Origin of the sequence: Mesorhizobium sp. M1027 (genome assembly GCF_040318745.1) — a bacterium.
Classification (GTDB): Bacteria; Pseudomonadota; Alphaproteobacteria; order Rhizobiales; family Rhizobiaceae; genus Mesorhizobium.
In genome coordinates, this window is the sequence record NZ_JAMYMW010000013.1 from 37,947 (window position 1) to 61,025 (window position 23,079).

The 23,079-nt window shown below is 61.5% G+C and carries 19 protein-coding genes and 1 pseudogene; 9 read left to right on the forward strand and 11 right to left on the reverse strand.

The genetic code is table 11. The features are described from left to right. Nucleotides 1–90: 90 nt before the first annotated feature. Genes cysD through cysQ form a run of 3 tightly spaced genes read left to right on the forward strand, consistent with a single transcriptional unit; the run spans nt 91 to nt 3,735 of the window. Nucleotides 91–996, forward strand: a complete 906-nt coding sequence (cysD, locus tag NKH50_RS23255) for a sulfate adenylyltransferase subunit CysD (protein WP_352701491.1) — start codon at nt 91–93, stop codon at nt 994–996. A 2-nt stretch (nt 997–998) separates the two neighbouring features. Then, nucleotides 999–2,936, forward strand: coding sequence for a sulfate adenylyltransferase subunit CysN (cysN, locus tag NKH50_RS23260; protein ID WP_352701490.1), 1,938 nt, complete (start codon nt 999–1,001; stop codon nt 2,934–2,936). A gap of 10 nt (nt 2,937–2,946) precedes the next feature. Further along, the gene (gene cysQ / locus NKH50_RS23265; protein WP_352702058.1) at nt 2,947–3,735 is read left to right on the forward strand and encodes a 3'(2'),5'-bisphosphate nucleotidase CysQ; all 789 of its coding nucleotides are present in this window, start codon (nt 2,947–2,949) and stop codon (nt 3,733–3,735) included. A gap of 380 nt (nt 3,736–4,115) precedes the next feature. On the opposite strand, the gene NKH50_RS23270 is transcribed toward cysQ, so the two are convergent. Beyond that, entirely contained in the window at nt 4,116–5,702 is a 1,587-nt protein-coding gene (locus tag NKH50_RS23270; RefSeq protein ID WP_352881225.1) for an adenylate/guanylate cyclase domain-containing protein, read from the reverse strand. Between the two features lie 667 nt (nt 5,703–6,369). Here NKH50_RS23270 and NKH50_RS23275 point away from each other — a divergent pair. Then, on the forward strand, nt 6,370–6,603 hold the full coding sequence (locus tag NKH50_RS23275) for a DUF6429 family protein (protein WP_352752825.1): 234 nt from the start codon (nt 6,370–6,372) through the stop codon (nt 6,601–6,603). A 337-nt stretch (nt 6,604–6,940) separates the two neighbouring features. On the opposite strand, the gene NKH50_RS23280 is transcribed toward NKH50_RS23275, so the two are convergent. The 4 genes and pseudogenes from NKH50_RS23280 to NKH50_RS23295 form a co-directional block, all read right to left on the reverse strand. Further along, the gene (locus tag NKH50_RS23280) at nt 6,941–7,489 is read right to left on the reverse strand and encodes a class I SAM-dependent methyltransferase (protein WP_352752823.1); all 549 of its coding nucleotides are present in this window, start codon (nt 7,487–7,489) and stop codon (nt 6,941–6,943) included. A 124-nt stretch (nt 7,490–7,613) separates the two neighbouring features. Next, nucleotides 7,614–8,438 (reverse strand): PA3715 family protein, encoded by an 825-nt coding sequence (locus NKH50_RS23285; RefSeq protein WP_352881228.1) that lies wholly within the window; start codon nt 8,436–8,438, stop codon nt 7,614–7,616. 115 nt (nt 8,439–8,553) lie between these two features. Continuing rightward, nucleotides 8,554–8,669: pseudogene (locus tag NKH50_RS23290) on the reverse strand (IS3 family transposase); the annotation flags it as partial. 329 nt (nt 8,670–8,998) lie between these two features. Beyond that, nucleotides 8,999–10,000 carry a Tim44 domain-containing protein gene (locus tag NKH50_RS23295; RefSeq protein ID WP_352752819.1) on the reverse strand — a complete coding sequence of 334 codons (1,002 nt, stop codon included), beginning with the start codon at nt 9,998–10,000 and terminating at the stop codon, nt 8,999–9,001. Nucleotides 10,001–10,367: 367 nt separating this feature from the next. Here NKH50_RS23295 and NKH50_RS23300 point away from each other — a divergent pair, with 367 nt between their 5' ends. From NKH50_RS23300 to NKH50_RS23320, 5 genes are all read left to right on the forward strand, one after another. After that, nucleotides 10,368–11,087: a FadR/GntR family transcriptional regulator gene (locus tag NKH50_RS23300; RefSeq protein ID WP_502895628.1), complete on the forward strand. Its 720-nt coding sequence runs from the start codon at nt 10,368–10,370 to the stop codon at nt 11,085–11,087. Nucleotides 11,088–11,100: 13 nt separating this feature from the next. Next, the gene (locus NKH50_RS23305; protein ID WP_352881230.1) at nt 11,101–12,306 is read left to right on the forward strand and encodes a mandelate racemase/muconate lactonizing enzyme family protein; all 1,206 of its coding nucleotides are present in this window, start codon (nt 11,101–11,103) and stop codon (nt 12,304–12,306) included. 39 nt (nt 12,307–12,345) lie between these two features. Further along, a complete protein-coding gene (locus tag NKH50_RS23310; protein WP_352881232.1) occupies nt 12,346–13,329 on the forward strand; it encodes a sugar ABC transporter substrate-binding protein in 984 nt (327 codons plus the stop codon). A gap of 199 nt (nt 13,330–13,528) precedes the next feature. Further along, nucleotides 13,529–14,509, forward strand: a complete 981-nt coding sequence (locus tag NKH50_RS23315; RefSeq protein ID WP_023678771.1) for an ABC transporter permease — start codon at nt 13,529–13,531, stop codon at nt 14,507–14,509. Between the two features lie 2 nt (nt 14,510–14,511). After that, nucleotides 14,512–15,243 carry an ATP-binding cassette domain-containing protein gene (locus NKH50_RS23320; protein WP_254819755.1) on the forward strand — a complete coding sequence of 244 codons (732 nt, stop codon included), beginning with the start codon at nt 14,512–14,514 and terminating at the stop codon, nt 15,241–15,243. A 52-nt stretch (nt 15,244–15,295) separates the two neighbouring features. Here NKH50_RS23320 and NKH50_RS23325 read toward each other — a convergent pair whose 3' ends face one another. The 6 genes from NKH50_RS23325 to NKH50_RS23350 form a co-directional block, all read right to left on the reverse strand. Further along, the gene (locus NKH50_RS23325) at nt 15,296–16,294 is read right to left on the reverse strand and encodes a sugar-binding transcriptional regulator (RefSeq protein ID WP_352507685.1); all 999 of its coding nucleotides are present in this window, start codon (nt 16,292–16,294) and stop codon (nt 15,296–15,298) included. A 99-nt stretch (nt 16,295–16,393) separates the two neighbouring features. Beyond that, the gene (locus NKH50_RS23330; protein ID WP_352881235.1) at nt 16,394–17,449 is read right to left on the reverse strand and encodes a hypothetical protein; all 1,056 of its coding nucleotides are present in this window, start codon (nt 17,447–17,449) and stop codon (nt 16,394–16,396) included. Beyond that, entirely contained in the window at nt 17,450–18,532 is a 1,083-nt protein-coding gene (locus NKH50_RS23335) for an ABC transporter ATP-binding protein (RefSeq protein WP_352881237.1), read from the reverse strand. Between the two features lie 77 nt (nt 18,533–18,609). Next, complete coding sequence (locus NKH50_RS23340) at nt 18,610–19,935, reverse strand: iron-containing alcohol dehydrogenase (RefSeq protein WP_352881239.1); 1,326 nt, start codon at nt 19,933–19,935, stop codon at nt 18,610–18,612. Beyond that, nucleotides 19,928–21,454, reverse strand: coding sequence for an FGGY-family carbohydrate kinase (locus NKH50_RS23345; protein ID WP_352881241.1), 1,527 nt, complete (start codon nt 21,452–21,454; stop codon nt 19,928–19,930). Before NKH50_RS23345 ends, NKH50_RS23340 begins: the two co-directional genes overlap by 8 nt. Before the next feature lie 65 nt (nt 21,455–21,519). Next, on the reverse strand, nt 21,520–23,049 hold the full coding sequence (locus NKH50_RS23350; RefSeq protein ID WP_352701478.1) for an ABC transporter substrate-binding protein: 1,530 nt from the start codon (nt 23,047–23,049) through the stop codon (nt 21,520–21,522). Between the last annotated feature and the right edge of the window lie 30 nt (nt 23,050–23,079).

Genomic DNA, 23,079 nt, shown 5'->3' on the forward strand with positions numbered 1-23,079 from the left:
AACGATCTGCTAGAACGCCCGCACGAATAGATTGTCCGGAAGTGCAGTCTGCCCCTTCCGTGGATCGGTACGAAAGAACGCTCGCAGTCCATGAACATCGCACTTACGCACCTTCAGCGGCTTGAGGCCGAATCCGTCCATATTTTTCGCGAGGTGGCCGCAGCCTTTGCCAAGCCGGTAATGCTGTATTCGGTCGGCAAGGATTCGTCCGTGCTCATGCACCTGGCTATGAAGGCGTTCTATCCGGCCAAGCCGCCCTTTCCCTTTCTCCATGTCGACACGACCTGGAAATTCCGCGAGATGATCGCCTTTCGCGACCAGATGCAGCAAAAGCTCGGCTTCGACCTCCTGGTCCATGTCAATGAAGACGGCGTGCGCGACAACATCAACCCGTTCGACCATGGCTCCAACACGCATACGCATGTGATGAAGACGGTGGCGCTGCGGCAGGCGCTCGACAAATACGGGTTTGACGCTGCCTTCGGCGGCGCGCGACGCGATGAGGAGAAGTCGCGCGCCAAGGAGCGCATCTTCTCGTTCCGCAACGCCCAGCATGCCTGGGATCCGAAGAACCAGCGGCCGGAGATGTGGAAGATTTTCAACACCCGCATCGCTGCCGGTGAATCGATCCGGGTGTTCCCGTTGTCGAACTGGACCGAGCTCGACATCTGGCAATACATTCTCCAGGAAGACATCCCGATCGTGCCGCTGTATCTGGCCAAGGAGCGGCCGGTGGTCGAGCGCGATGGCATGCTTATCCTGAGGGATGATGAGCGCATGCAGCTGCGGCCCGGCGAAACAGTGGAGAACCGGATGGTGCGGTTCCGCACGCTCGGCTGCTATCCGCTGACCGGCGCGATCGACTCGGACGCCGACACTCTGGAGGCGATAGTCGGCGAAATGCTCACCGCGCGCACGTCCGAGCGGCAAGGTCGCCTGATCGACCGCGACGAAGCCGGCTCGATGGAAAAGAAGAAGCGCGAGGGGTATTTCTGAGTATGCGCCACATCATGGCCAAGAGCCTCGCCCCGACCGACGGCGTCCGCGACTATCTGGCGGCGCAGGAACGAAAGTCGCTGCTGCGCTTCCTGACCTGCGGCTCGGTCGACGACGGCAAGTCGACGCTGATCGGGCGCCTGCTTTCCGATACCAAGCAGATTTTCGAGGATCAGTTAGCCACACTCGAGCGCGATTCGCGCAAGCACGGCACCACCGGCGACGACGTCGACTTCGCGCTGCTGGTCGACGGCCTCGAGGCCGAGCGCGAGCAAGGCATTACCATCGACGTCGCCTATCGCTTCTTCGCCACGCCGATGCGCAAGTTCATCGTCGCCGACACGCCCGGCCACGAACAGTACACGCGTAACATGGCGACAGGTGCATCGACGGCGGATCTCGCCATCGTGCTGATCGATGCCCGCCAGGGCGTACTGCGCCAGACCAGGCGGCATTCGATCATTGCCTCGCTGCTTGGCATCCGCCACATTGTGCTCGCCGTCAACAAGATCGATCTTGTCGGCTTCGACGAAGCAGTTTTTGAACGGATCGTCGCTGATTACGGGCAGTTCTCACGTGAGCTCGGTTTCCGGACGATCGTGCCCATCCCGATGTCGGCCCGCTACGGCGACAACGTTACGGGCCGTTCCGTTAGGACAGACTGGTATTCCGGCCCGACGCTGATCGAACATCTCGAAATCGTCTCGGTCGACGAGGCCGCGGTCGAATTGCCGTTCCGGTTTCCTGTCCAATATGTGAACCGTCCCAACCTCGATTTCCGCGGCTTCGCCGGCACCATAGCGTCCGGATCGGTTGCGCCGGGCGACGAGGTGGTCGTCGCGAAATCCGGCAAGTCCTCCCGTGTCAGGCGCATCGTCTCGCATGGCGGCGATCTTCAGCAGGCTATTGCCGGCCAGGCCATCACCCTTGTCCTCGACGACGAGGTCGAGGTCTCGCGCGGCAATATGCTAGTATCGCCGGCGGCGCGGCCGCAGGTCGCCGACCAGTTCGCCGCAAACATCGTCTGGTTCGACGAACATGCGCTGCTGCCCGGCCGCTCTTACATTCTGCGCACCGAAACCGACCAGACCAGTGCCACCATCACCGACCTGAAGTACCGGGTCAACGTCAACGACTTTGCCCATGAGGCGGCCAAGTCGCTTGAAATGAACGAAGTCGGCATCTGCAACATCTCGACGCGGTCGCCGATCGCCTTCGATCCGTTTGCCGAAAACCGCACCACCGGCGCCTTCATTCTGATCGACCGTATCACCAATGCCACGGTCGGTGCCGGCATGATCCTGCATTCGCTGCGCCGCGCCGAAAACATCCACTGGCAGTCGCTCGATGTCGGCAAGCGCGCGCGTGCCGATATGAAGAACCAGCGGCCGGCCGTGTTCTGGTTCACCGGGCTTTCGGGCTCGGGCAAGTCGACCATCGCCAATCTGTTTGAAAAGAAACTGTTCGCCACCGGCCGTCATACCTACATTCTGGATGGCGACAACGTCCGTCACGGACTCAACCGCGATCTCGGCTTCACGGACGCCGATCGTGTCGAGAACATTCGCCGCGTTGCCGAAGTCGCGCGCCTGATGGCCGACGCCGGGCTGATCGTCATCGTGTCATTCATTTCGCCGTTCAGCGCGGAGCGGCGCATGGCGCGCGAATTGATGGCCGATGGCGAATTCATCGAGGTGTTTGTCGACACACCTTTCGAGGAATGTGCCAGGCGCGATCCGAAGGGCCTCTATGCGCGGGCGTTGAACGGCGAGATCAAGAATTTCACCGGCGTCGATTCACCCTATGAGGTGCCGGAAAAGCCCGAAATCCATCTCAAGACACTCGGCAGATCGGCCGAGGAGATGGTGGACGCCCTGGAACACTGGCTGAACGAGCGGGACATTGCCGAAGACCAATATGACAGCGGCGGCGGTATCTGACGACGAAGCAATGCTCGCCGTCTTCGAGCACCTTGCCTTGGCGGCGGGACGCGAGGTGATGCGCGTCTTTCGTGCCGGCTGTGCGGTCGACAGCAAGTTGGACAGTTCGCCGGTGACGGAGGCTGACCGCGAGAGCGAGAAGATTATTCTTGCCGGGCTGCGCGCCGCATTTCCCGAGATTCCGTGCGTGGCCGAGGAAGAAGCTTCGGCCGGCATCATGGCACCGGATCTCGGTGACGCCTTCTTCCTGATCGATCCTCTCGACGGCACCAAGGAGTTCGTCAACCGCAGGACCGATTTCACTGTCAACATAGCGCTGGTTCGCGATGGCGTGCCGGAGATCGGCGTTGTCTTCGCGCCTTGCACCGGCCGCTTCTTTTCCGGCCGGCCGGGCAAAGCGGAAACGATCAAGATTGATGACAACTATGTGATCGTCGATCGCCAACCGATTTCGGCAAGGGCCGGTATGATGCCGCTGACCGTCGTTGCCAGCCGCTCCCACAACACGCCGGAGACCGACGCCTATATCCGCGCGCTTGGCGCGGCCGAGATCGTCTCGGTCGGCTCGTCGCTGAAATTCTGCCTTGTCGCCGGCGCCGAGGCGGACGTCTATCCGCGCTTCGGCCGCACTATGGAGTGGGATACGGCCGCGGGTGACGCGGTGCTACGCGCTGCCGGCGGAATGACGCGCACGCTGGATGGTGCGCCGCTCGCCTACGGCAAGCGTAACCAGAGCGACGACGAGGATTTCGCCAACCCGCATTTTATCGCCAGCGGCAAGGCGGCTGGATCTGGCTAGACGATGACTGCGCAACCAAAGGAACGCGTCAGACCTGTCAGCGTTCCTCTCGCACGACTTGTCGCGACGTAAGCGCAGTTCCAGCCCCATGTGTGAAAGCGAATGTGTTACAGTGACTTATGACCGCGATCTCAGGTGCTGACCGAGGCGTGTAAACACCACGATAACGCTCCCCATCCGGCCTGGGGGCGACGTCAGCGACCACATCAAGCTAAAGGCGTCTGCAGCATGGCACGACCAGTCATGATCAAGTCCTTGCGGGCCTCGTCGTATTTTTCGTGATACCAGCCGGGTGCGTCAATACCGGCGGCGCATGAGGGCGGCTTCGAACCCGACTTATGTGGCTGGCCACGGTCCCAGATTGGATCACGCTCAAGAACCTAAAATGCGGCGGGCTTGCTTCGGATGGATAAGGCTAGGAGCGCCTCCGAAAGTCTTTTCTTCGCCCGCTCGACCCCATTCTCGTCGATTGCCTCAACATCGAGGAACAAGTCGAGGCCAGTCGTGTGCTCGCTGATGACCTGAGGGCGCTGGGCCAGTTCACCCAGGAGGCCCTCGACTTCGTAGGGGACAACCTCCCGGCTAATCCCCTTCATCGCAATCGGTGCCAACGGACGCGCCCGGACAAGGTCGCGCACGAGCGCGTAAGTCTCATAGCTGAGGCAGATGCCGCCGGGCTCGGCAATCGACTGCAGCCGGGCCGCCAAGTTCGCTTCGGCCCCAATGATCGTGTAGTCCATCCGATCGTCGGAACCGAAGTTCCCAACATTGCAATAGCCCGTGTTGATGCCCATGCGAGCTCGGAAGGGCCGTTCAACTCCGCGGTCATGCCACACCCTGTTCAACTGCTCCACCCGACGCTGCATGTCGACAGCCATGCGCAAGCAGGCTCTCGCGTCTTCCTCGACGCCTTGCGTCTCGGGGTCGCCGAAGAACACAAGAAGCGCGTCGCCGATGAACTTGTCCACAGTGCCGCCGTGTTTGAGGGCGATCGCCGACATCTCGGTGAAGTACTCATTGAGGAGAAGCGTCAGGTCCTCGGGCTGGAGCCGTTCCACGATCGCGGTGAAATCCTTGACGTCGGAGAAAAAGATCGTGAGCTTCTTGCGCTCGGTCGCGATGGTGACGTCCTTCTGGCCGCTGAAGATGCTTTTGTAGATTTGAGGCGAAAGGTATTTGGCGATCTTCAATGAAATCGCGGCCAGGAAGTCGTTTGCCTCCGAAAGCTCCTTGTTGATGCCCTGAATCAACGCGGACTGCCGACGCTGCAGGAGAATGAACGTCAGGCCCGCCGCCGCCGCGAAGGCGAAATATACGAGCAGATACTTGAAAGTGAGGATGTTCGCAGCGATAGGCTGATTGACTGATATCTCCTGGATCCCTCGGACATCCCCTACCTTCCAATCCGTCTTGGGGCTGTCCGGGTGTGAGTTATGGCAGGTCACGCAGACTTGTCCCATTACAACAGGGGCCGCGGCGCGGACCTGCCGGTCAAACAGTGAACCCGAGACTTCGATGATCGGCTCCTTCGGGTTGGCGCGCAAAGCCAAGATTGCATTCCGCTCGAATACATCGAGCTGGTGGGGGGCGCGACCTTTGAAGGGCAGATCCGAGACGAACCGATATTTGACGGACCCGTCGTGAACGCTGATGCGCTTGCCGAGTTCAATCGAGAGGGTTGCTGGAATAGGGATCGCACCCGGCACGTCCCGGTAGTTGTGCGTCGCAGTCACGGCGCCGTTTGCTTGCAGCACGCGTCCCACGACGTCGCTGCCGTAGAATCCGCGCATTTCGTCGATGATGCGGCTGATTTCGCTGGCTTGCCTGCGCAGCATCCGTTCCGATAGGTCTCGGAGGTCGAGCCAGGCTGCGACGGGCAGACCGATAAGGCCGATGACCACTGCCGCCACCAGGAGCGGTCCCATGGTGCGCTGCTGACGCGCAATCTGTTCGCCCAGTCCAGCCATTGTGCAAGCGCCCGGCCGTCTTAGTATGTGAACTATAGCTCATTCCCGGCACGGTACCAGAGTCAGTCTTGGCTCGATGAAAACACGTCAGCCCTGCAAGTCGGACCGACCTTGAGCGGTTGTTGCTAAGCCCCGACGCTCACAGCGGATTTCGCATTCTGCCGCAGACGGACAGTGAATCAGTGAAGGGATGTCGCAACGTCGGTTGTGGCCGGAATGCGCTCCGAGATAACCGCTCAGGGGTCAAAAATTCACCTCTAGCAAGGTCGAGACTTCGGTCGGAGAGCACGTCGGAAAAGAAAGCGTCCCGCGAAACGTGTCCGCGCTTCGGTCGCATTATGGAATGGGACACCGCGGCGGGGTGACGCGGTACTGCGCGCTGCCGGCAGCATGACGCGCACGCTGGACGGTCAGCCGCTCGCCTGCAGCGCAACCAGAGCGACGGCGAGGATTTCGCCAATCCGCATTTCATTTGCCAGTGGCAAGGGCTGCCACGGCCGCTTAGCCACCATGATGAACTCGGATCCCATCCCGGCTCGTCCCCCCAAATGACACCGTCGCGCATGCGACGCCTCGGTGAAACATTTATTCTCGGTCGAACCGTTGCGAGGAATAACCCTACGGTGTGGATCGTGGCAGCGGCGCTTTCGCGTGTTAAACTGCTTGCATGGAGATCGACACCGACAAGATCGACGATGCCGTTATGGGCCTGCTTTGGCTGACGCTGCATGAAGAGAGGCGCGCCTGGAAGGGGTTGGATTGGAATGCTCTGGATCGCTTGCACCAGAAGGGGCTGATCGCGAATCCGGCAAACAAGGCGAAGTCAGTGGTTCTGACAGATGTAGGACTGCGGCGTGCTGAGGAGCTATTCCGAACCCTGTTCACTCGCCCGGCGCCCTGAGCCAGAGCGCTGGACGGGCGCCTGCGAGCTGATAGCGCATATGGCTGAATTTCGACACCGGCGGCGCGCTGACCCGAGGCGGGACGGCGATGCTCTCGCCATGGCGGCCAAATTCGTCACCTACGCCAACGGGGGCATCCTGTCTGTCAAGGCAGCGGCAGAGAACACCGCAGCCGCGACTCTCCAACGTCAACGGCATTGGCGCGAAGTCCAGCCGCGAGATGTTCTCCCGGCGAATCGGCGCCCAACGCGCTGAGTTGCAGCCAGCAGCGGGTCTGTGCCGCTGCTGACACATGGGATGTTAGTGGGGCAGATTGCCACTGGCGATGCGAAATCTCTATGGCTGTCGATTTCCGAAGGCAGGTTTCTCAAGCACGAGCACATGACTACCAAGGGGCGATGTGTGAGTGCTCTTGACCTGGAACCCCTCGTCAGAAAGCGTTTCGATGAATTCGCCATCCGTTCCAGGCGGAACGCGGGCAACGACGTTTGAGGTGCGCCTCACAATATTGGAAAGCACCCTTCGCGCCTTGCCTGGGCCGATGTTGCGCTGCATGTGCTGATAGACGGCCAGCAGCAGGACGATATCGTATTTCGGTAGAAGGATATTGCCGAGGCGCCGGCTGCCAAGATTCAGGCGATCGAACCGGGCATGTACCGGGGAGCCGCTCAACAACATCTTTGCAGTCTCGATATGCGGCTTGGCAATGTCGATCCCATGGATCGAACTGGGTTTCAGCTTGGATATCTCATAGGCGACAACCCCCATATTGCAGCCAACATCGAGAATGGATTTTCCGGCGTAGTCGACCTTTGCGGAGAATAGCCCGTCAAGTCTGTCGTCCCACGTTCCTGCAAAACCCCTTTTGAATCTTGACCACCACAAATCATCAGCTCCTTTGGGAAGAGCCCCCTTGAGCGGCTCCTACCACGAGAGAATTAACGGTCGATACCCTTTCAACTGGAATTGATCCCATTGACGAACCAAGGCAGGGACGTGTGCGGCGGCGTCACAACCCCATCACCTTGAGTGCCGCGGGAACCGCGTAGCGGCTGCCGCCATAGCGCAGCCGGTAGGTCCGCTTCACAGGCTTGCCGGGATGGGACTGGCATTCGCCATTCTGGTCGGGGGAGGGATTGTCGGTATTCGACCGCTCGACCGCAATGATGTCTCGATAGCCGTGGTGGCGCGCCGGGCTCATCGCCAGGCTGACCTGGCTGGAATGAAACGATCCAGCGCAACTGGCATCGCCTTCGCCGCCATGGCCAGCCACCACGAGGCCGTCGAGCACCAAGCGCAGCGCATCGCTGGCGACGGTATAGAGCCGCAGGTCGGTTTCAGTGAAGGGAGTAGCCTGCGAATGGTTTGCCATTTCGATGCGCAGGCCGAAGGCGGTGACCTCAGGGGCCAGTGCATAGCGGCCGGTGTCGAATTCCACCTTACGGATCGCGATGGCATCATCGGTCATCAGTCCAGGCTGGAGCAGGCGCTGGCGCACCCGCAGGCTCTTTCTATCGACCACCAGTAGCTCGATGTCACCGACATGCAGGTGGTCGCCGTTAGCACTGTCGATCAGCGGTACCGCGACCAAAAGCAGGTCGTCATGAGCCGGCCAGATCTTGCAGGCCAGGCCGAATGGCGCATCGCTCTCCGGGAGCGTTGAGGCGATGCTCGTATGGGGTACAAGCGTGAACGACGCGCCGTCGGCGCTCTTTTGGGCCTTGGGATAGGCCTGCTGCACCAGGGCGGCGGCATCGCCGCAATCGCCCGACGCGGCTCGGGCGGGCGACAGGCTGGTCAGGCAGAGGAAGAACACAGGCAACAGGATTCGCATGAGGTTCTCACGTCGCAGCGCCGGATGCCGGCAGGCATGTCTACGCGAGATTGGTGGCGGCGCACAGGGGTGCGCGGAAAGTGCGGCTAACGACGCCTCGATGGCCGCCAGAGGAACAGGCCCGCCGCTCCGACACTCCCATTGTGGCCTGCAGATGCACGATGGCTTCGCGCTTGGCGGCGGGCCCTACCATTTTTTTGAAAGAAGCTCGCGCAGTGCCGACGCTTCCAAACCTCGAACATGAGGCAGGGTGGGCTCTAACCGAACGCCGCGACGAAGGTGGTGGAGCGCACATCGACATTGCCGACGATCGCGTTGCCAACGGTTCCGTAAGACGCGGCCAGAAAGCCGCTGACATCTAGCCCAATAGAGCATGAAGCGCTCGCGTCGCATCATTGCAAATTACGGCCGGAGTGATGGATGAGGCCGAACTGCTTTCGACTTCGAAGCTGCCGCTGGGCCGATAGAGCTCGCTGCTTCACCTCGGCTGACCGGCCTTCAAGCGCGCAGCTGGCAAAACTGGACAAGTCTCCTGGCAGCCATTCGATCAGGCCAGCACATCAGCCAGGCTGCTGGATCGCGGCGAGCTTCCACTCAGCGCCGTTCTGGCGCGCAAAGGTCCACAGTTCGATTGTCTCCGTCGGCCGATCGGCTTGACCCTCAACGATCTTGCCGCTGATGCGATCGCGGGTTACGTCGCGAGACTCATAGCGCAAAGCAGCCGTCGCGTAGTCGCGGTCACCCTCCCGCCAACTTTCCGCAATATCGGCCTCCAATAGGTTGACGTCCGACACGTCGTTCCTGACGCCTTTTTTGGCATTGTCGGCAAGTTCCTCGGACAGATAGGAGACCATCTCGGGCGTCGCCAACCGGCGCAAAGCAGCATGATCTTCGCGCCCGAATGCCTCCTGAACTTCCGTCAGCCGTTGCTGGAACGTGTCGAGGTCGGCTTGCGTGAGTGCGATCTCATCGGCACTGGCTTGGGAAGGATTGCCTTGGCTCGTTCCGCCAAATCCTGACCCGATGCCTGGAATGGGGAAAGCTGTAGCGTTGCTCGGCTCGGGCCCAGCTGCTGCGTTTCGCCCAAAGGTCCCGATGCCCCGCGAGGCACCGGCCGTAGCGGGCGCTGGGTTGTATGCCGATTGCGAGCGGAAAAAGCGGATCGCCAGCATGATCACGCCGCCGATCAGCAGTACTTGGAGCAAAAGACCCAACATGCCGGCCAAGCCGCCGAAACCGTGGCCCAGAAGAACGCCGATCAAACCGCCGAGAAGCAGCCCCCGCATCATTGATCCGCCGAGGCCGTTGAAGAAGCCGGGGCGCTGGAATGCCTGCGGCTGACGGGCCGCATTGTTCGTTGCCGCATTAGGCGTCATCGAGCGCTCGACCGGTGCGGCCGGTTGCGGCGCGACTCTGGTCGGCGGGACCGGCTGGAAAGTGCGCATGCCGCGACTGCCGAAGCTGCCGCCACGGCGCGCATCGGCGTGATCCACAGCGACCATGGAAAATGCCAGGAACAATCCGGCGAACAAAACTGCAAACCGTCCCCAACGCGAAATCAGCATAGGCAAATCCTCAAGTGACACTCTGTCCACCCATATGGGGTGCGTCGATCGAAATATCAGGGAATAGTCCGCTGAGATATTTTCCGACGGCATGGTCGGGCGCCCGCCGGGGTTCACGATGAGACTGTCCAGCCTGCCCAAGCGAGATGATTGCCTGTCCGATCATGCAGGCGCGCCGCACCCGGCCGACCGCCGTCTGTCGCATCAAGAGCAGCGGATATGCAAGCGTGGGATCACCGCTCTCCGGGCGACGATGCCGACGGTCTCCCGGCAATGACTTGAGCTTGACATACAGCTTTTCTAAGTACTATCAACACATCTGCAAAACCTGCCATACAGGTTTGCCTTCTGAACTGGAGATCGCGTGAGCACGGTGGTAGCCGCAAAACATTCCGACGCAGCGAGCCTGGTCAGCAATACGATCGGCGAGATCACGCGCCACATCCGCACGCATGAACTCGGACCAGGCGACCGGCTGCCCAGCGAGGCCGCGCTTTCGAGGCAATTGAGCGTCTCGCGTACTGTGGTGCGCGAGGCCTTCAGCTCGCTCGCCGCGATGCGGCTTATCGACCTCAGGGCAGGCAGGCGGGCTACCGTCGCCGAGCTGGACTATGGCGCCATGTCGCTGGTGATCGAGCATGGCGTCCACACCGAGCAGATCACGGTGCAGCAAATCTACGACGTGCGCCGCACGATCGAGACCCGCACCGCCATGCTGGCGGCTTTGCGCAGAACCGCCGACGAAGTGGAAAGGATCAGGGCGCACGCGCTTGCCATGCGCGAGAATTTCCAGCGACCGGAACAGGTCATGGAGCACGATCTCGCCTTTCACCTCGAAATCGCCAAGGCGGCAAAGAATCCGGTTTTTAGCCTCATCGTAGGCGCGTTCGAGCGCGTATCGCGCCAGACCTGGCCGATCGGCTGGCGCAGCCGCCCTTCGGATGCCGAGCAGTTGGAGATGATCCAGATCCATATCGAGCTCGCCGAAGCTATCGAGACCGGTGATCCCCAGTCTGCTCGCGACCTGATGGCGAGGCATTTTGACGAGAGCGTCAAGGCCCTGCTGGCGGCCGGCATCGCCTGAGGACGGGGGCACAATGAAGATCGCGAAACTGGAAACGCTGCGGCTCAAGGAGCGGCCGAACCTTCTCTGGGTCCTGGTTCACACGGACGAAGACCTCGTGGGACTGGGCGAGACCTTCTTCATGGCCGAGACCGTCGAGACCTATTTGCACGAATATGTCGCGCCGCGCGTGATCGGTCGCGACCCCTTGCAGATCGACCTGCTCGCCGCCGATCTTGTCGGCTATCTCGGTTTCCGATCGACGGGCGCGGAAGTCAGGGGCAATTCCGCTTTCGACATCGCGCTTTGGGATCTGTTTGGAAAGGCCACGGGTCAGCCGATCGCACAGCTCCTCGGCGGGTTCACCAGGCACGAGATCAGGACCTACAACACCTGTGCCGGACCCGAATACATCAAGAAGGCCACGGGCCAGACGACGGCCAACTACGGGCTCGATAAGCCCGGCGACGCCTATGATGATCTGAACGGCTTCCTTCACCGCGCCGACGAACTGGCGCATTCGTTATTGGAGGAAGGCATCACGGCCATGAAGATCTGGCCGTTCGACATGGCCGCCGAGAAAACGCGCGGCCAGTATATATCGCAGCCCGACTTGAATTCCGCGCTGGCGCCATTCGAGAAAATCCGCAATGCGGTCGGCGACAAGATGGACATCATGGTTGAATTCCATTCAATGTGGCAGCTGCTGCCGGCCATGCAGATCGCTCGCGAGCTTGCCCCCTACAAGTCCTTCTGGCACGAAGATCCGATCAGGATGGACAGCCTGTCCAGCCTGAAACGCTATGCCGAGGCTTCGCTGGCGCCGATATCGGCTTCGGAGACGCTCGGTTCCCGCTGGGCCTTCCGCGACCTTCTCGAAACTGGAGCCGCCGGTGTCATCATGCTCGATATCAGCTGGTGCGGCGGGCTCTCGGAGGCGCGCAAGATCGCTGCCATGGCTGAGGCATGGCACCTGCCGGTCGCGCCACACGACTGCACCGGTCCAGTGGTGCTCGGCGCATCGACCCACCTGTCGCTGAATGCGCCGAACGCGCTTGTCCAGGAAAGTGTCAGGGCCTTTTACAAGACCTGGTACCGCGACCTTGTGACCGCTTTGCCGCAGGTGAAGAACGGCATGATCACCGTGCCTCCCGGACCGGGCCTCGGCATGGAACTGAACCCGGAGATCGATCGCGCCTTCACGGCGCTTCGACGGGTGACTGACGCATCGACTCTCTGAAAATGAACCTGAAGCAGCTTTCTACGGAGGAGGAGAACCATGAAGAAGCTACTTATCTCGGCAGCCTTGGGAGCAGTACTGGCTGGAGGCTCGACAATCGGCTCGCGCGCACAGGAGCCGATGAACATCGTCTTCACGCATCATTCGTCGGCGTCGAACCCGTTCTGGCAGGCGGTGAAGAAGGGGTTTGACGACGCCTGCGCCAAGATCCAGGCCAATTGCCAGATGGTCTTCACGCAGACCGAAGGCTCGATCGAGCAACAATCGGCCAACATGCAGGCGGCGCTCGCGGCAAAACCGGACGCGCTGATCACCTCGATCGTCGACAACAATGCTTTCGACCAGATCATCGCCGACGCCCGCGCTGCCGGCGTCACGGTGATCGCGTCCAACGTCGACGACACCGAGGGTGCAGCCGGCAATGCCCGCCAGGCCTTCGTCGGCCAGGGCTTCATTCCCGCCGGCTACGAACTCGGCAAGAAGATGTCCGAGTTCTTCCCCAAGGAAGGCAAGATCAGGGCGCTCGTCGGCGTCTCCGCGCCCGGTCAGAACTGGTCGGAACAGCGCGCTACCGGTGTCATGAAGTTCCTTGAGGAATACAAGGCCGCGAATGGCGGACGCGAAGTAGTCATCGAACGGCTCGACACCGGCACAGATGGCGCCGTCGTCGCCGATCGAGTTGGCGCCTATCTGTCTGCCCACCCGGACACCACGGTGTATTTCGACACCGGCCTTTGGCATGCCTACGTGGCCCAAGTGCTGATCGATCGCGGCGTCGAGCCGGGCAAGGTGCTGATGGGCGGCTTCGATATCGTCTCGGAAGTCCTGCAACAGATGGAAGCGGGTTATATCCAGGTCCAGGTCGACCAGCAGCCCTACATGCAGGGCTTCATGCCGGTGATGGAATCCTATCTCGCCAAGAACGTCGGTTTGCTGCCGGCAGACATCGACACCGGCAAGGGCATCATCGTCAAGGAAGACGTGCCGAAGCTCAAGGAACTGGCCGCAAAAGGCGTGCGGTAGGCGGCGAAGCCGGCGTCCTCTCCTCGTTCTTTACGGGAGGGGCAAGGGTGGGGGGCAGGCCGCGTGGCCTTTGGGCGTTTTAGCTCCACCCCTCATCCTGCCACCGCATCTCCCGGTCAAGGGCGGTAGAAGACAGACTGCCGCCATCCCCTTGCCGATGCGGCAAGCCAGCGCAAACAATCCCAAGCCGGAGCGAATGATGAAGCGCTTGATGAAGATTTATCTGGAGAAGCCGGAGCTTGCCGCGGTCGTGTTCCTGCTCCTCCTCCTTCTCGTCTTTCAGATACGCTCGAACGGCGTATTTCTGAACACACAGAACGTGCGTGGAATGCTTGGGCTGCTGCCTGAAATGGGGCTGGTCGCGATCGGCGTGACCCTGCTGATGATATGCGGCGAGTTTGATCTTTCCGTGGGCTCGGTCTTTGCGCTGACACCGATGACGATGGCGGTGATGCTGGCGGCCGGCGTGCCGTTCGCGCCGGCCTTTGCCGCCGGCCTCGCGATCGCCGCCCTGATCGGCTTCTTCAACGGGTTCATAACGATTCGTTTCGCGATACCAAGCTTCATCACCACGCTTGGCATGCTGTTCATCGCGCGTTCGCTGACGGTGGTAATCTCCGGCGGCTTCCCTCCTGTCATCCCGGCCAACGCTCTGCCCAAATGGCTGTTTACGATCTATGTGGGGCCGGGCGACCTCTTTCGCATGTCGTTCTTCTGGTTTGTCGCCGTGGCAATCCTGGCGACGGTGCTTCTGTCGCGCACGAATTTCGGCAACTGGGTGCGCGCCACCGGCGGCTTTCTGCCTGCCGCGCAATCGATGGGCATCCCGACGGCCCGGGTGAAGGTCGCCTGCTTCATGATCTGTTCTGTGCTCGCCGGCTTTGCCGGCACCATTCAGGTGATGCGGCTCGGCGCGCCGCTGCCCTCGATCGGCGAGGGGCTGGAGTTGCAAGCCGTATCGGCTGCCGTCATCGGTGGCGCCTCGCTGGCTGGCGGCATCGGCACTATCTTCGGCGGCATCATAGGGGCTGCCCTTATCCGCGTCATCGACAACGGACTGGTGCTGAGCCAGGTTGACGCCAACTGGTTCAAGATGGCAATCGGCTTCCTGACTATCTTCGCGGTCGTCGTGAATGCCTGGCTGCGAAAGCGGGGCAGGGCAATGAAGGTGGAGACCTGATCATGGCGGCACCCATCATCGCGATCAAGGGACTCCAGAAATGGTATTCCGGCGTCCACGCCTTGAAGAACGTCACTCTGGACATTTATCCAGACGAGGCGCTCGGCCTTGTCGGCGACAACGGCGCCGGCAAATCGACGTTGATCAACATCCTGTCAGGCACCCAAAAGCCCGATGGCGGCGAGATCAGGATCGAAGGTGAACCGGTCCGATTCTCGAATCCGCGCGACGCCATGGATCGCGGCATCGAGACGATCTACCAGTACAATTCGATGGTGCCGACCATGACCATCGCCCGCAACGTTTTTATCGGACGCGAGCCGGTGAAGGGCTCGGTTTTCGGCATCGGCATCCTGGACCAGAAGCGCATGCGTGATGAAAGTGTCAAGGCGATCGCCGACGTCGATCTGCATCTGAGGTCGCCGGACGCGCTGGTCGGCGAACTGTCGGGCGGCCAGCGCCAAGGCGTGGCGATCGCCCGGGCCATGCACTTCAAGTCGAAAGTCATGATTCTCGACGAGCCGACCAATCATCTTTCGGTGAAGGAGACGCGAAAGGTGATTGGCTTCGTTCGCGCGCTCAAGGCCCAGAACATCACCAGCGTCTTCATCAGCCACAACATGCATCATGTTTTCGAATGCTGCGACCGGGTCGTGGCCATGGCGCGTGGAGAGATCGTTCTCGACAAGCGGATCGGCGAGACTTCGATCGAGGAAATCCACGAGGTTCTGTGACGCGAAGAAGCGATCAGTCGCGAGCCGCGCTGCTGGTAGAGGTCAGTCTGCGCTACGGCTTTTGCGCAAGGATCGCCTCAGCGGTTTTCTCGTCGGTGATCAGCACATCGACGACTCCCAGACGCAACACGGCGCGCAGCACCGGAACCTTGTCGAGGCCACCGGAGGGGAGGATCACAGTGTCGATGTCGCGCAGATGTTCCGGCGCGAGGCCGATAACGCGATTGTTCAGCGGGTGATCGACGAGTTGTCCGTCGGCGCCGATCCAGTGGCCGCAAATATCGCCGACGGCTCCCGCTTCGCGGAGCGATTTGAGATCATCATCGCCTACCAGTCCGATCCGAAAGATGGTGGCGTCCTTGTGCACCGCGCCCACCGAAACGAAAGCGGCGTCAACGTCGCGGGCATGGGTGAAGGCGTCTTCCAGAATGGACTGGCGCATAAGCAGATCGCGCGTGGCCTCCGTGTCCGTGAACACCGGTGCTGCGATGTAGAAGCATTCCGCATCGAAAAGCGCCGCGAGCCGCGAAGCGATCTCATAGATGTTGATCGCCGATCCGCGCGTGAGCCCACCAAGCAGGGAAACGACCGACATTCCTTTGACCGGGCGTACGGTCACTGACCGCAGACTAAGCTGGAGCGTCCGTCCCCATCCCACGCCCACCGATATCCCGTCGCGGATTCTGAGCGACAGGGCCTCACCGGCGGCGGCTGCGATGACCTGTGGCACCAGCGCAGGATCGGGTGGTGTCGGAACCACGATTGGATCCGAGACACCATAGGCGTCCCGCAGCCGGTGCTCCAGCTCGATGCAGTTCGCCACCTTCGAATTGATGCGAATCTGAACGATCCCCCGCTGGCGCGCATGCGCCAGCATCCGGTTGACGCGAAGGCGGGTCAGGCCAAGAGACTTGGCAATTTGCGCCTGCGTGAGGTCACCGACGTAAGCAAGCCAGGCGGCGCGCACGAGCAGCCCTTCCTCACGATCAGCCGTGACCGAACTCGTTACAGCTTGGCGGCCGTCGCGCTTCTTTCGTGCGGGTTTCTCCATCAGATCATCCTGTCCACTCCGCGGCAGCGGGTCCAGAGCGGGCTCGGCCGAGCCATGTGCTCATCGATATGAGGCATCAATCGAGTTTCCCCGGCTCCGCTAGCCTCGATGATAGCGGTCGAAGGACAAAACCAGCGGAGCATCGTGACAAACCGCGTCGATGATGGCCCTCGTCAGCGGCAGGCGATCATGGGGAAGTACACCCCGGGCCATCATATTCTTCAAAGTCGGACCAAGGTCCAGCGCCAGTTGCGCTCCCTCGACCGTGTCCGAACTCATATGTTCGCGCTTCGCCACGGAATAGGGCAGGCCGCGGCCAAGCAGGCGCCCCATGCGACCGTTACGGCCCGCCTGGCAGGTCACATAAAGATCGCCGGAGCCTGCCAGCCCCAGCACTGTTTCGATTTTTCCGCCCAGAGCATCGACCAGAATCGCCATCTCCGCGAGGGACTGCGAGAAAAGTGACGAGGCAAGATTGTGCATGAGCGCACCATTGGGCGCCTTGCCGTCGCGCTCCAGCATTCCGACGGGAGCCCCAACGGCGAGTGTGTAGAAATTCTTGAAAGCGGCGCAGATCTCGACGCCGACGAGATCGGATGACGATCGCGCATGATAGAAAGGCGCGCGCAGAAGGCGGGAGGCCGCGGCCACCTGGTCGGTATCGTGTCCGGCAACGATCACAGACGTATCGCGCTGTGCCGCCAGTTCGCCGGCAATGCACGGTCCGCCAACGGCCATCACCGGGACAGACAAGCCGGTGCGTTGCTCGATCTCGCGGGCAAGCAGATGTGGCAGGATTTCCACGCCTTCGTCGCTTGCTGCAAGTCCTTTCGTAATCATCAGTATCGGCACCGGCAACTTGATGCTTTCTGCAATGCGCTCGACCGCCCAAGGAATGCCGGCCGACGAGACGCCGAGTACAAGCAGATCGGGTCCATCGTTCATCGCTGCCCCGAATTCGGTCCAGGACTTGGCGGCCACCACATCAGGCAGTGTGGTGTTGAGGCGCGGATGACGACCGGTGCTGGCCACCGAGTCGACGATCTCCTCGTCGAGATGGGTGCCGACAAGAGTGATGCGGTTACCCGCGTGAGCGGCCGGAAGCGTCATGGCAGAGCCCATGACGCCGGCGCCGAGGATAACGACCTGGGCCATTCAGCTTCTTCCCTTGTCCAGTCGCTCGCCGCTGCCTTGGTCGAACAGGTGGATTCGCTCAGGCGCCGGTTCCAGATGGATTACAGCTCCAGGAGAGACCTCCATGCGGTCATGCAGCACCGAGCAGATCGCGGTGTTGCCCATGCTGGCAAAGATGTGGATTTCGGGGCCGGTCGGCTCGACAACCGTAATCGTGGCCGGAATGCCGCGCCCGTCGGCCACGGGTCGAAGATGTTCGGGGCGAATGCCGTAGATCACCTTTTGGCCGGGCCGGACCGCAGCCCCTGGCGGCAGCGGGAGGGATAACTCGTCGGTCCGCACCACCCAGGCGTCGCGCTCGGATGCCACCTCGCCATGCAACATGTTCATTGCGGGCGAGCCGATGAAAGAAGCGACGAACAGGTTTGCCGGGTGATCGTAGACATCGAGCGGGCGCCCGATCTGCTCGATACGGCCGTCGCGCATGATGACGATGACATCGGCCATGGTCATGGCCTCGATCTGGTCATGCGTAACATAGACCGTGGTGGTCTTCAGCCGCTGGTGGAGCTCCTTGATTTCGGTGCGCATCTGCACGCGCAGCTTGGCATCGAGGTTGGACAGCGGCTCGTCGAACAAGAACACAGTTGGATCCCGCACGATGGCGCGGCCCATGGCGACACGCTGCCGCTGACCGCCCGAAAGCTGGCGGGGGTACCGTTCCAGATAGGGAGTCAGATTGAGGATCGATGCCGCCCACCCGACCTTCTGTTTGATTTCTTCGGTTGGGCGCTTCTTCAACTGCATGGAAAAGGCCATGTTGTCGAAGACGGTCATGTGCGCATAAAGCGCGTAATTCTGGAAGACCATCGCGATGTTGCGGTCTTTGGGATGAAGCGTGTTGACGACCCTGTCGCCTATGGCGATCTCACCGGATGTGATGGGCTCGAGACCGGCTATCATGCGCAACAACGTGGACTTGCCGCAGCCGGACGGTCCCAACAGAACGACGAACTGGCCATCTTCGATCGAGAGATCGAGTCCATCGATAATAGAGAGGGCACCATAGTCCTTCTTTATGTTGCTGATGGTGACAGATGCCATAAATTGCTACCCTTCGATTGCCCTTGCCGGTTGGAGCCCATTTTCGCCATGCGAGCCATTGGCGATCGGATGCGCTCTCACCATTCGCTCTCCAGAAATTCTTCCAGGAGTCCTGCATCGGCGGCCAGATTGACGAAGGACCAGCGGCCGCGGATTTCTCGCGAATAGCGAATGGCATCGTGCCAAAGCGCGCGCGGCAGGCCTAGTTCCGCGCCGGTGACCGGCCCCCCCGCAGCCTTGAGGGCTGCCTCCATGCGGGCAACCGGCATTGCCATTGGCCGAACCTCCTGGCGCAGGGCCGGCCAGATTTCCGCGAGTTTCCGGTTGAAGATTTCCGTCTGGCTGGCGTCGAGTGCTGTCTTCCTCATCTCGGCAATGCAAAGTGGTCCAAGCTGCGCTCCATAGCGGGCCAGCATCGCCGCCTCGTCGATGACGGTTGGCTTTGCCTGCGGCGGCTCTTCCATGTCCAGCAGCTGCGCTTGCAGCCGCGCCATGACCAGCGAGGCAACCCCGACCTGCTGGCCGTGCGTGGTGCCTGGATGATGTGCTTGCGCGAACATGTCGACCCAATGGGAGATCTGGTGCTCCCCCATGGACCCGGGATGGGAAACGCCGGCAAAGCACACGCCCATCGAGCACAGCGTCAGGACGCGCTGGAGATGCCCGACGGCGGTGATGTCGTGCCTGGCAAGGCCAGGCGCATGGGCCAGCATCGGTTCCTCATCGCCCGCCTGAAGCAGATAAGGCACCTCGGAATAGTAAGTGCCGAACAGCCGATGCGAAGCCCACCAATCGATCTGGGCGGTGGAGCGGCAGAGGCTGTCGCCAAGCCCGGCGGCGCTGAGCCAACTGGGTGCTGCCGCCGACACGCCAAGGTCCAGGAAGATGCCTCGCGGAGCATGCGAGGGCAGCGAGATCTTGAGTCCCGAAGCCAACGTCACCGACGCTGTCGAGGCGCCATAGCCATTCATCGAGGCCGCTGTGCCGAAGACGGCATAGGGCCGCTGGTCGAGGAAGGTTGCATGCTTGCAGCTGTCGTTGAGGACGCCGGACCCGACGGCCACGACGCCTTCGGCGTGACGCGTCTTCTCCCTGACCATCTGGATCGTTGCCTCATCGCAGTCGAGGCCGTCAGGCAGCACGATTTCGTCGATTTCGGCGATGGCACGCAGCGCCTTCGCGACGCGCCTGCCCATCACATCGACGGTGTTGATGTCGGAGACCACGGCGATGCGGCTGCCTAGCGCCAGGGGCGCAACGAGATCCCCTTCGCGGCCCTCCGTCGTCTCCAGCAATTCGATTGTCTGGAACGGCAGGACCGCGGCTGCGCCTGTCTTGGGATCTGTCCAGCGTCCTGCGACAACGTCCTCGATCAAGGCGTTCCAGTTGCTCGCTTCAGCCATGATCGGTCTCCATGAAGGCCGCGAGACGCTGGTTCCAGGTTGAAAGCGTTGGCCAAAGATCGGCATGGATCGCAAGAAGGTCGGCGTAGAGCGCGGCCCGTTTCGCGTCCGGTTCGAAGGTTTTGGCCGGCTCGCTGGCCATTGCGAGCGACGCTTCGGCGATGGTGGAAAACCAGCCCACGCCCTTTGCCGCCGCCATCGCAGCGCCAAGCGAGGAGGCTTCCACCGTCGTCGAACGCTTTACGGGACGATCAAGTGCATCCGCCAAAATCTGCATCCACAGGTCGGACTTGGCCCCTCCGCCGATGGCTATGAATTGGCCGATGGTCTGGGCGGCAGCTGCAGCGGCCCGCTGACTTGTCGCGGCCTGATGCAGCGCTATGCCTTCCAGCACGGCACGATAGATGTCGCCGCGGCTGCTCGAGCCGGACAGCCCGGCAATCACACCACGGGCCGTACTGTCCCAGTGCGGGTCCATGACGCCCTGCCAGTAGGGAAGAAGCATTATGCCGCCTGCGCCAATCGGGCTGGCAGCGGCTTCGGCCTCGAGCGCTGCCAGGCCGCTCGCGCCATGCAGATCGACGCCAAGCATTTCGCGCGCCATCCAGTCGACGAGAAAAGTGCCGGCGCGAAGGCACGTCTCGTAGATATAGCCATCATCGGCGACCGCCGACTCGGTGCGGAAGGCCTGGTCATGGACGTAGTCCGTGCCAAAGCTGCCGGAGACGACCGCCGTGCCGAGATTGATGTAAGCGCATCGTGGCTGCAACACGCCAGCGCCCGTTCCGGCACATTGACCGTCACCGCCGCCGGCGACGATCGGCGTGCCCTCCCGCAGGCCCGTCAGTATGGCGGCTTCCGAAGTCAGTTGGCCCAGAACGCTGCCGGGCCTCGCCAGGTCCGGCATCATTCCCCGCGCCACGCCCGCGGCGTCCAATATTTCGTTAGACCAGTCCATAGCTCGCATATCGAGTATGCCCATCGGGTCGGCGGATGCGGTGGACGTCACCCACCGGCCGCTCAAGCGAAAGACCAGATAGCCATGGACTTCGGCCATTCGCTCCACGCGGGCAAAAATCTCGGGCTCTTCCTCGCGAAACCAGATCATGCGGTAAAGGCAAGGAATGACGTCGAGCGGCTTGCCGGATATTGCGTGGACGCGTGCCGCGCCGAAACTCTCGCCGAAGCGGCGTACCTTCTGCCGGGCGCGCTCATCGAGCCAGAGCGTCGCCGGCCCGACCGCCTGGCCCTGCTCGTCGAAAAGGCCGAAGCTTTCGCGCTGGTTAGCAATCGCAAGGGCGGCAATGCGTGCCGGCGAAACTGTTGCCACGACAGCACGAAGCGCCGTAACCGTCGAGGCCCACCACTCGGCCGGATCCTGCTCGAAATAGCCCGGACGCGGGTTGGACATTGCAAGCGGTGCACGACCTTCAGCCACGGCCAGCCCATTGCGGTCCCAGGCGATCGCCTTGGTTGCCGAGGTCGAGGAATCGATGCCGATGACGAGATCCGGAACCATTGCCGCCACATTGCCAAAGGGCGAGGGCGGTGGAAGCCGCCTTCGCCCAAATCACCGACGAGTCGCTAAAGACCGGCGTCCTTGACTTTGCCGTCGACAATGCCGGCAATGGCATCGAGGCACGCCTTGGCATTGCCGCCATAGTCTTGGCCAGTAAGCAATTTGCCGAGCTCAACCGGAATGTCGTTGTTCGACAGATCCGCCCAGATCGGCATGTCCGGCTCCGATCCCATCTGGTTGTCGATCGTGTATTTGATCGCGTCGAAGTGGCGTGTCGTTCCAGGCCCGACGACGGCCTTCGCCTTCACGCGAGGATCGGTGAAGGAAGAATTGCGCATCGGCGAGGCGCCGCCGCCGAGCGTCGATACCCGCGCCATCACATCCTTCGAGCAGACCCACTGCATGAACAGCCATGCCGCTTCCTTGTTCTTGGAATATTGCGACAGCGAAATCGTCGAGCCGCCCTGGTGACCAACGGCCGGGATTTCGTTGAAGCCGCAATCGGCGGCGGCGCGACGACCGGGAACCTCCTTGGGCGCGGGCAGGGCCTCGAACAGGCCTTTGACCTTGGAATCGTTGGCGTCGAAGCCGGGGAAATCTTCGCCCCAGGTGATTGCCATCGCGGCCTGACCCTGTGTCAGTGCCTGTCCCTGGCCGTCCCAGGTCCATGTCGTCGCCGAGGGCGGCGAGTTCTTGACCAGCTCCTGATAGAATTGCAGCCCGGCCACGCCGCGCTCGTCATTGCCGACAAACTTCTTGTCTTTGTTGAAGATCGACCCGCCATGGCCCCACAAGGCGAAGGTCCAGTCGCATTCCAGCGAATAGTGGCCGGACTTCGCCTGGCACGCGGTGCCGAAGATGCCGTTGCTTTTTTCTGCCTCTGTGAGCGCCTGCACGGCCTTGAGGTAAGCGTCGAGGTCTGTCGGCAGCGCAATGTTGTGTTTGTCGAAAAGATCCTTGCGGTACATCAGGATGAAGATCGGAATATCGAACGGGATTCCGCACTGCTTGCCGTTGTACATGGCGATGCCGTCGACCAGCGGCTTGGAGAAATCGTCCCAGTCGAAGTTGGGCATCGCCAGGTTCTTGTTCTGGTCATAATACTCGCGCGGATCGACGACATCCTGTGCAAACGTCGCCATCCAGGACTGATCGAGATAGTAGACGTCATAGGTGCCAAGCTGGCCCTGCACATCTTGCGTCGCCTTGGCGAGAACCTGCTCCAGCGGCACGATCTCGACTTCCACCTCAATGCCGGTGGCCTTGGTGAATTCACCCGCGACAAGCTGGTTGGCGACGATCGTTGGCGGCGTCGCTTCCGAAGTGTAGCGGATTTTGGTGCCGGCATACGGTTTGCCGACATCGGCCAGCCACTTCAACATATCGGCGTCCTGGGCGCGGGCTTCTTCAACCCCGAGGCCCAGGATCCCCCGATTGGTGCGGCCGCCACCTAGCATGGCTGATCCGAAGGCAGAAAAGCCGACACCGGCGAGCGCCATCTTCCTCATGAAGTCGCGTTTGGTTATTCGGCGCGCCGTAAAGTCGTTGCAGGTATCGGCGACGAATGTCTTCTTGTCGTGTTCTCTGAAGCTCATGATCGTTCCTCCGTTGCGTTTTTTGTCGTC

Excerpts from the sequence above, each read along its gene's own strand:
- cysD (WP_352701491.1), top strand. The coding sequence starts at position 91 with ATGAACATCGCACTTACGCACCTTCAGCGGCTTGAGGCCGAATCCGTC.
- cysN (WP_352701490.1), top strand. The coding sequence starts at position 999 with ATGCGCCACATCATGGCCAAGAGCCTCGCCCCGACCGACGGCGTCCGC.
- cysQ (WP_352702058.1), top strand. The coding sequence starts at position 2,947 with ATGCTCGCCGTCTTCGAGCACCTTGCCTTGGCGGCGGGACGCGAGGTG.
- NKH50_RS23270 (WP_352881225.1), bottom strand. The coding sequence starts at position 5,702 with ATGGCTGGACTGGGCGAACAGATTGCGCGTCAGCAGCGCACCATGGGA.
- NKH50_RS23275 (WP_352752825.1), top strand. The coding sequence starts at position 6,370 with ATGGAGATCGACACCGACAAGATCGACGATGCCGTTATGGGCCTGCTT.
- NKH50_RS23285 (WP_352881228.1), bottom strand. The coding sequence starts at position 8,438 with ATGCGAATCCTGTTGCCTGTGTTCTTCCTCTGCCTGACCAGCCTGTCG.
- NKH50_RS23305 (WP_352881230.1), top strand. The coding sequence starts at position 11,101 with ATGAAGATCGCGAAACTGGAAACGCTGCGGCTCAAGGAGCGGCCGAAC.
- NKH50_RS23310 (WP_352881232.1), top strand. The coding sequence starts at position 12,346 with ATGAAGAAGCTACTTATCTCGGCAGCCTTGGGAGCAGTACTGGCTGGA.
- NKH50_RS23315 (WP_023678771.1), top strand. The coding sequence starts at position 13,529 with ATGAAGCGCTTGATGAAGATTTATCTGGAGAAGCCGGAGCTTGCCGCG.
- NKH50_RS23320 (WP_254819755.1), top strand. The coding sequence starts at position 14,512 with ATGGCGGCACCCATCATCGCGATCAAGGGACTCCAGAAATGGTATTCC.
- NKH50_RS23325 (WP_352507685.1), bottom strand. The coding sequence starts at position 16,294 with ATGGAGAAACCCGCACGAAAGAAGCGCGACGGCCGCCAAGCTGTAACG.
- NKH50_RS23330 (WP_352881235.1), bottom strand. The coding sequence starts at position 17,449 with ATGGCCCAGGTCGTTATCCTCGGCGCCGGCGTCATGGGCTCTGCCATG.
- NKH50_RS23335 (WP_352881237.1), bottom strand. The coding sequence starts at position 18,532 with ATGGCATCTGTCACCATCAGCAACATAAAGAAGGACTATGGTGCCCTC.
- NKH50_RS23340 (WP_352881239.1), bottom strand. The coding sequence starts at position 19,935 with ATGGCTGAAGCGAGCAACTGGAACGCCTTGATCGAGGACGTTGTCGCA.
- NKH50_RS23345 (WP_352881241.1), bottom strand. The coding sequence starts at position 21,454 with ATGGTTCCGGATCTCGTCATCGGCATCGATTCCTCGACCTCGGCAACC.
- NKH50_RS23350 (WP_352701478.1), bottom strand. The coding sequence starts at position 23,049 with ATGAGCTTCAGAGAACACGACAAGAAGACATTCGTCGCCGATACCTGC.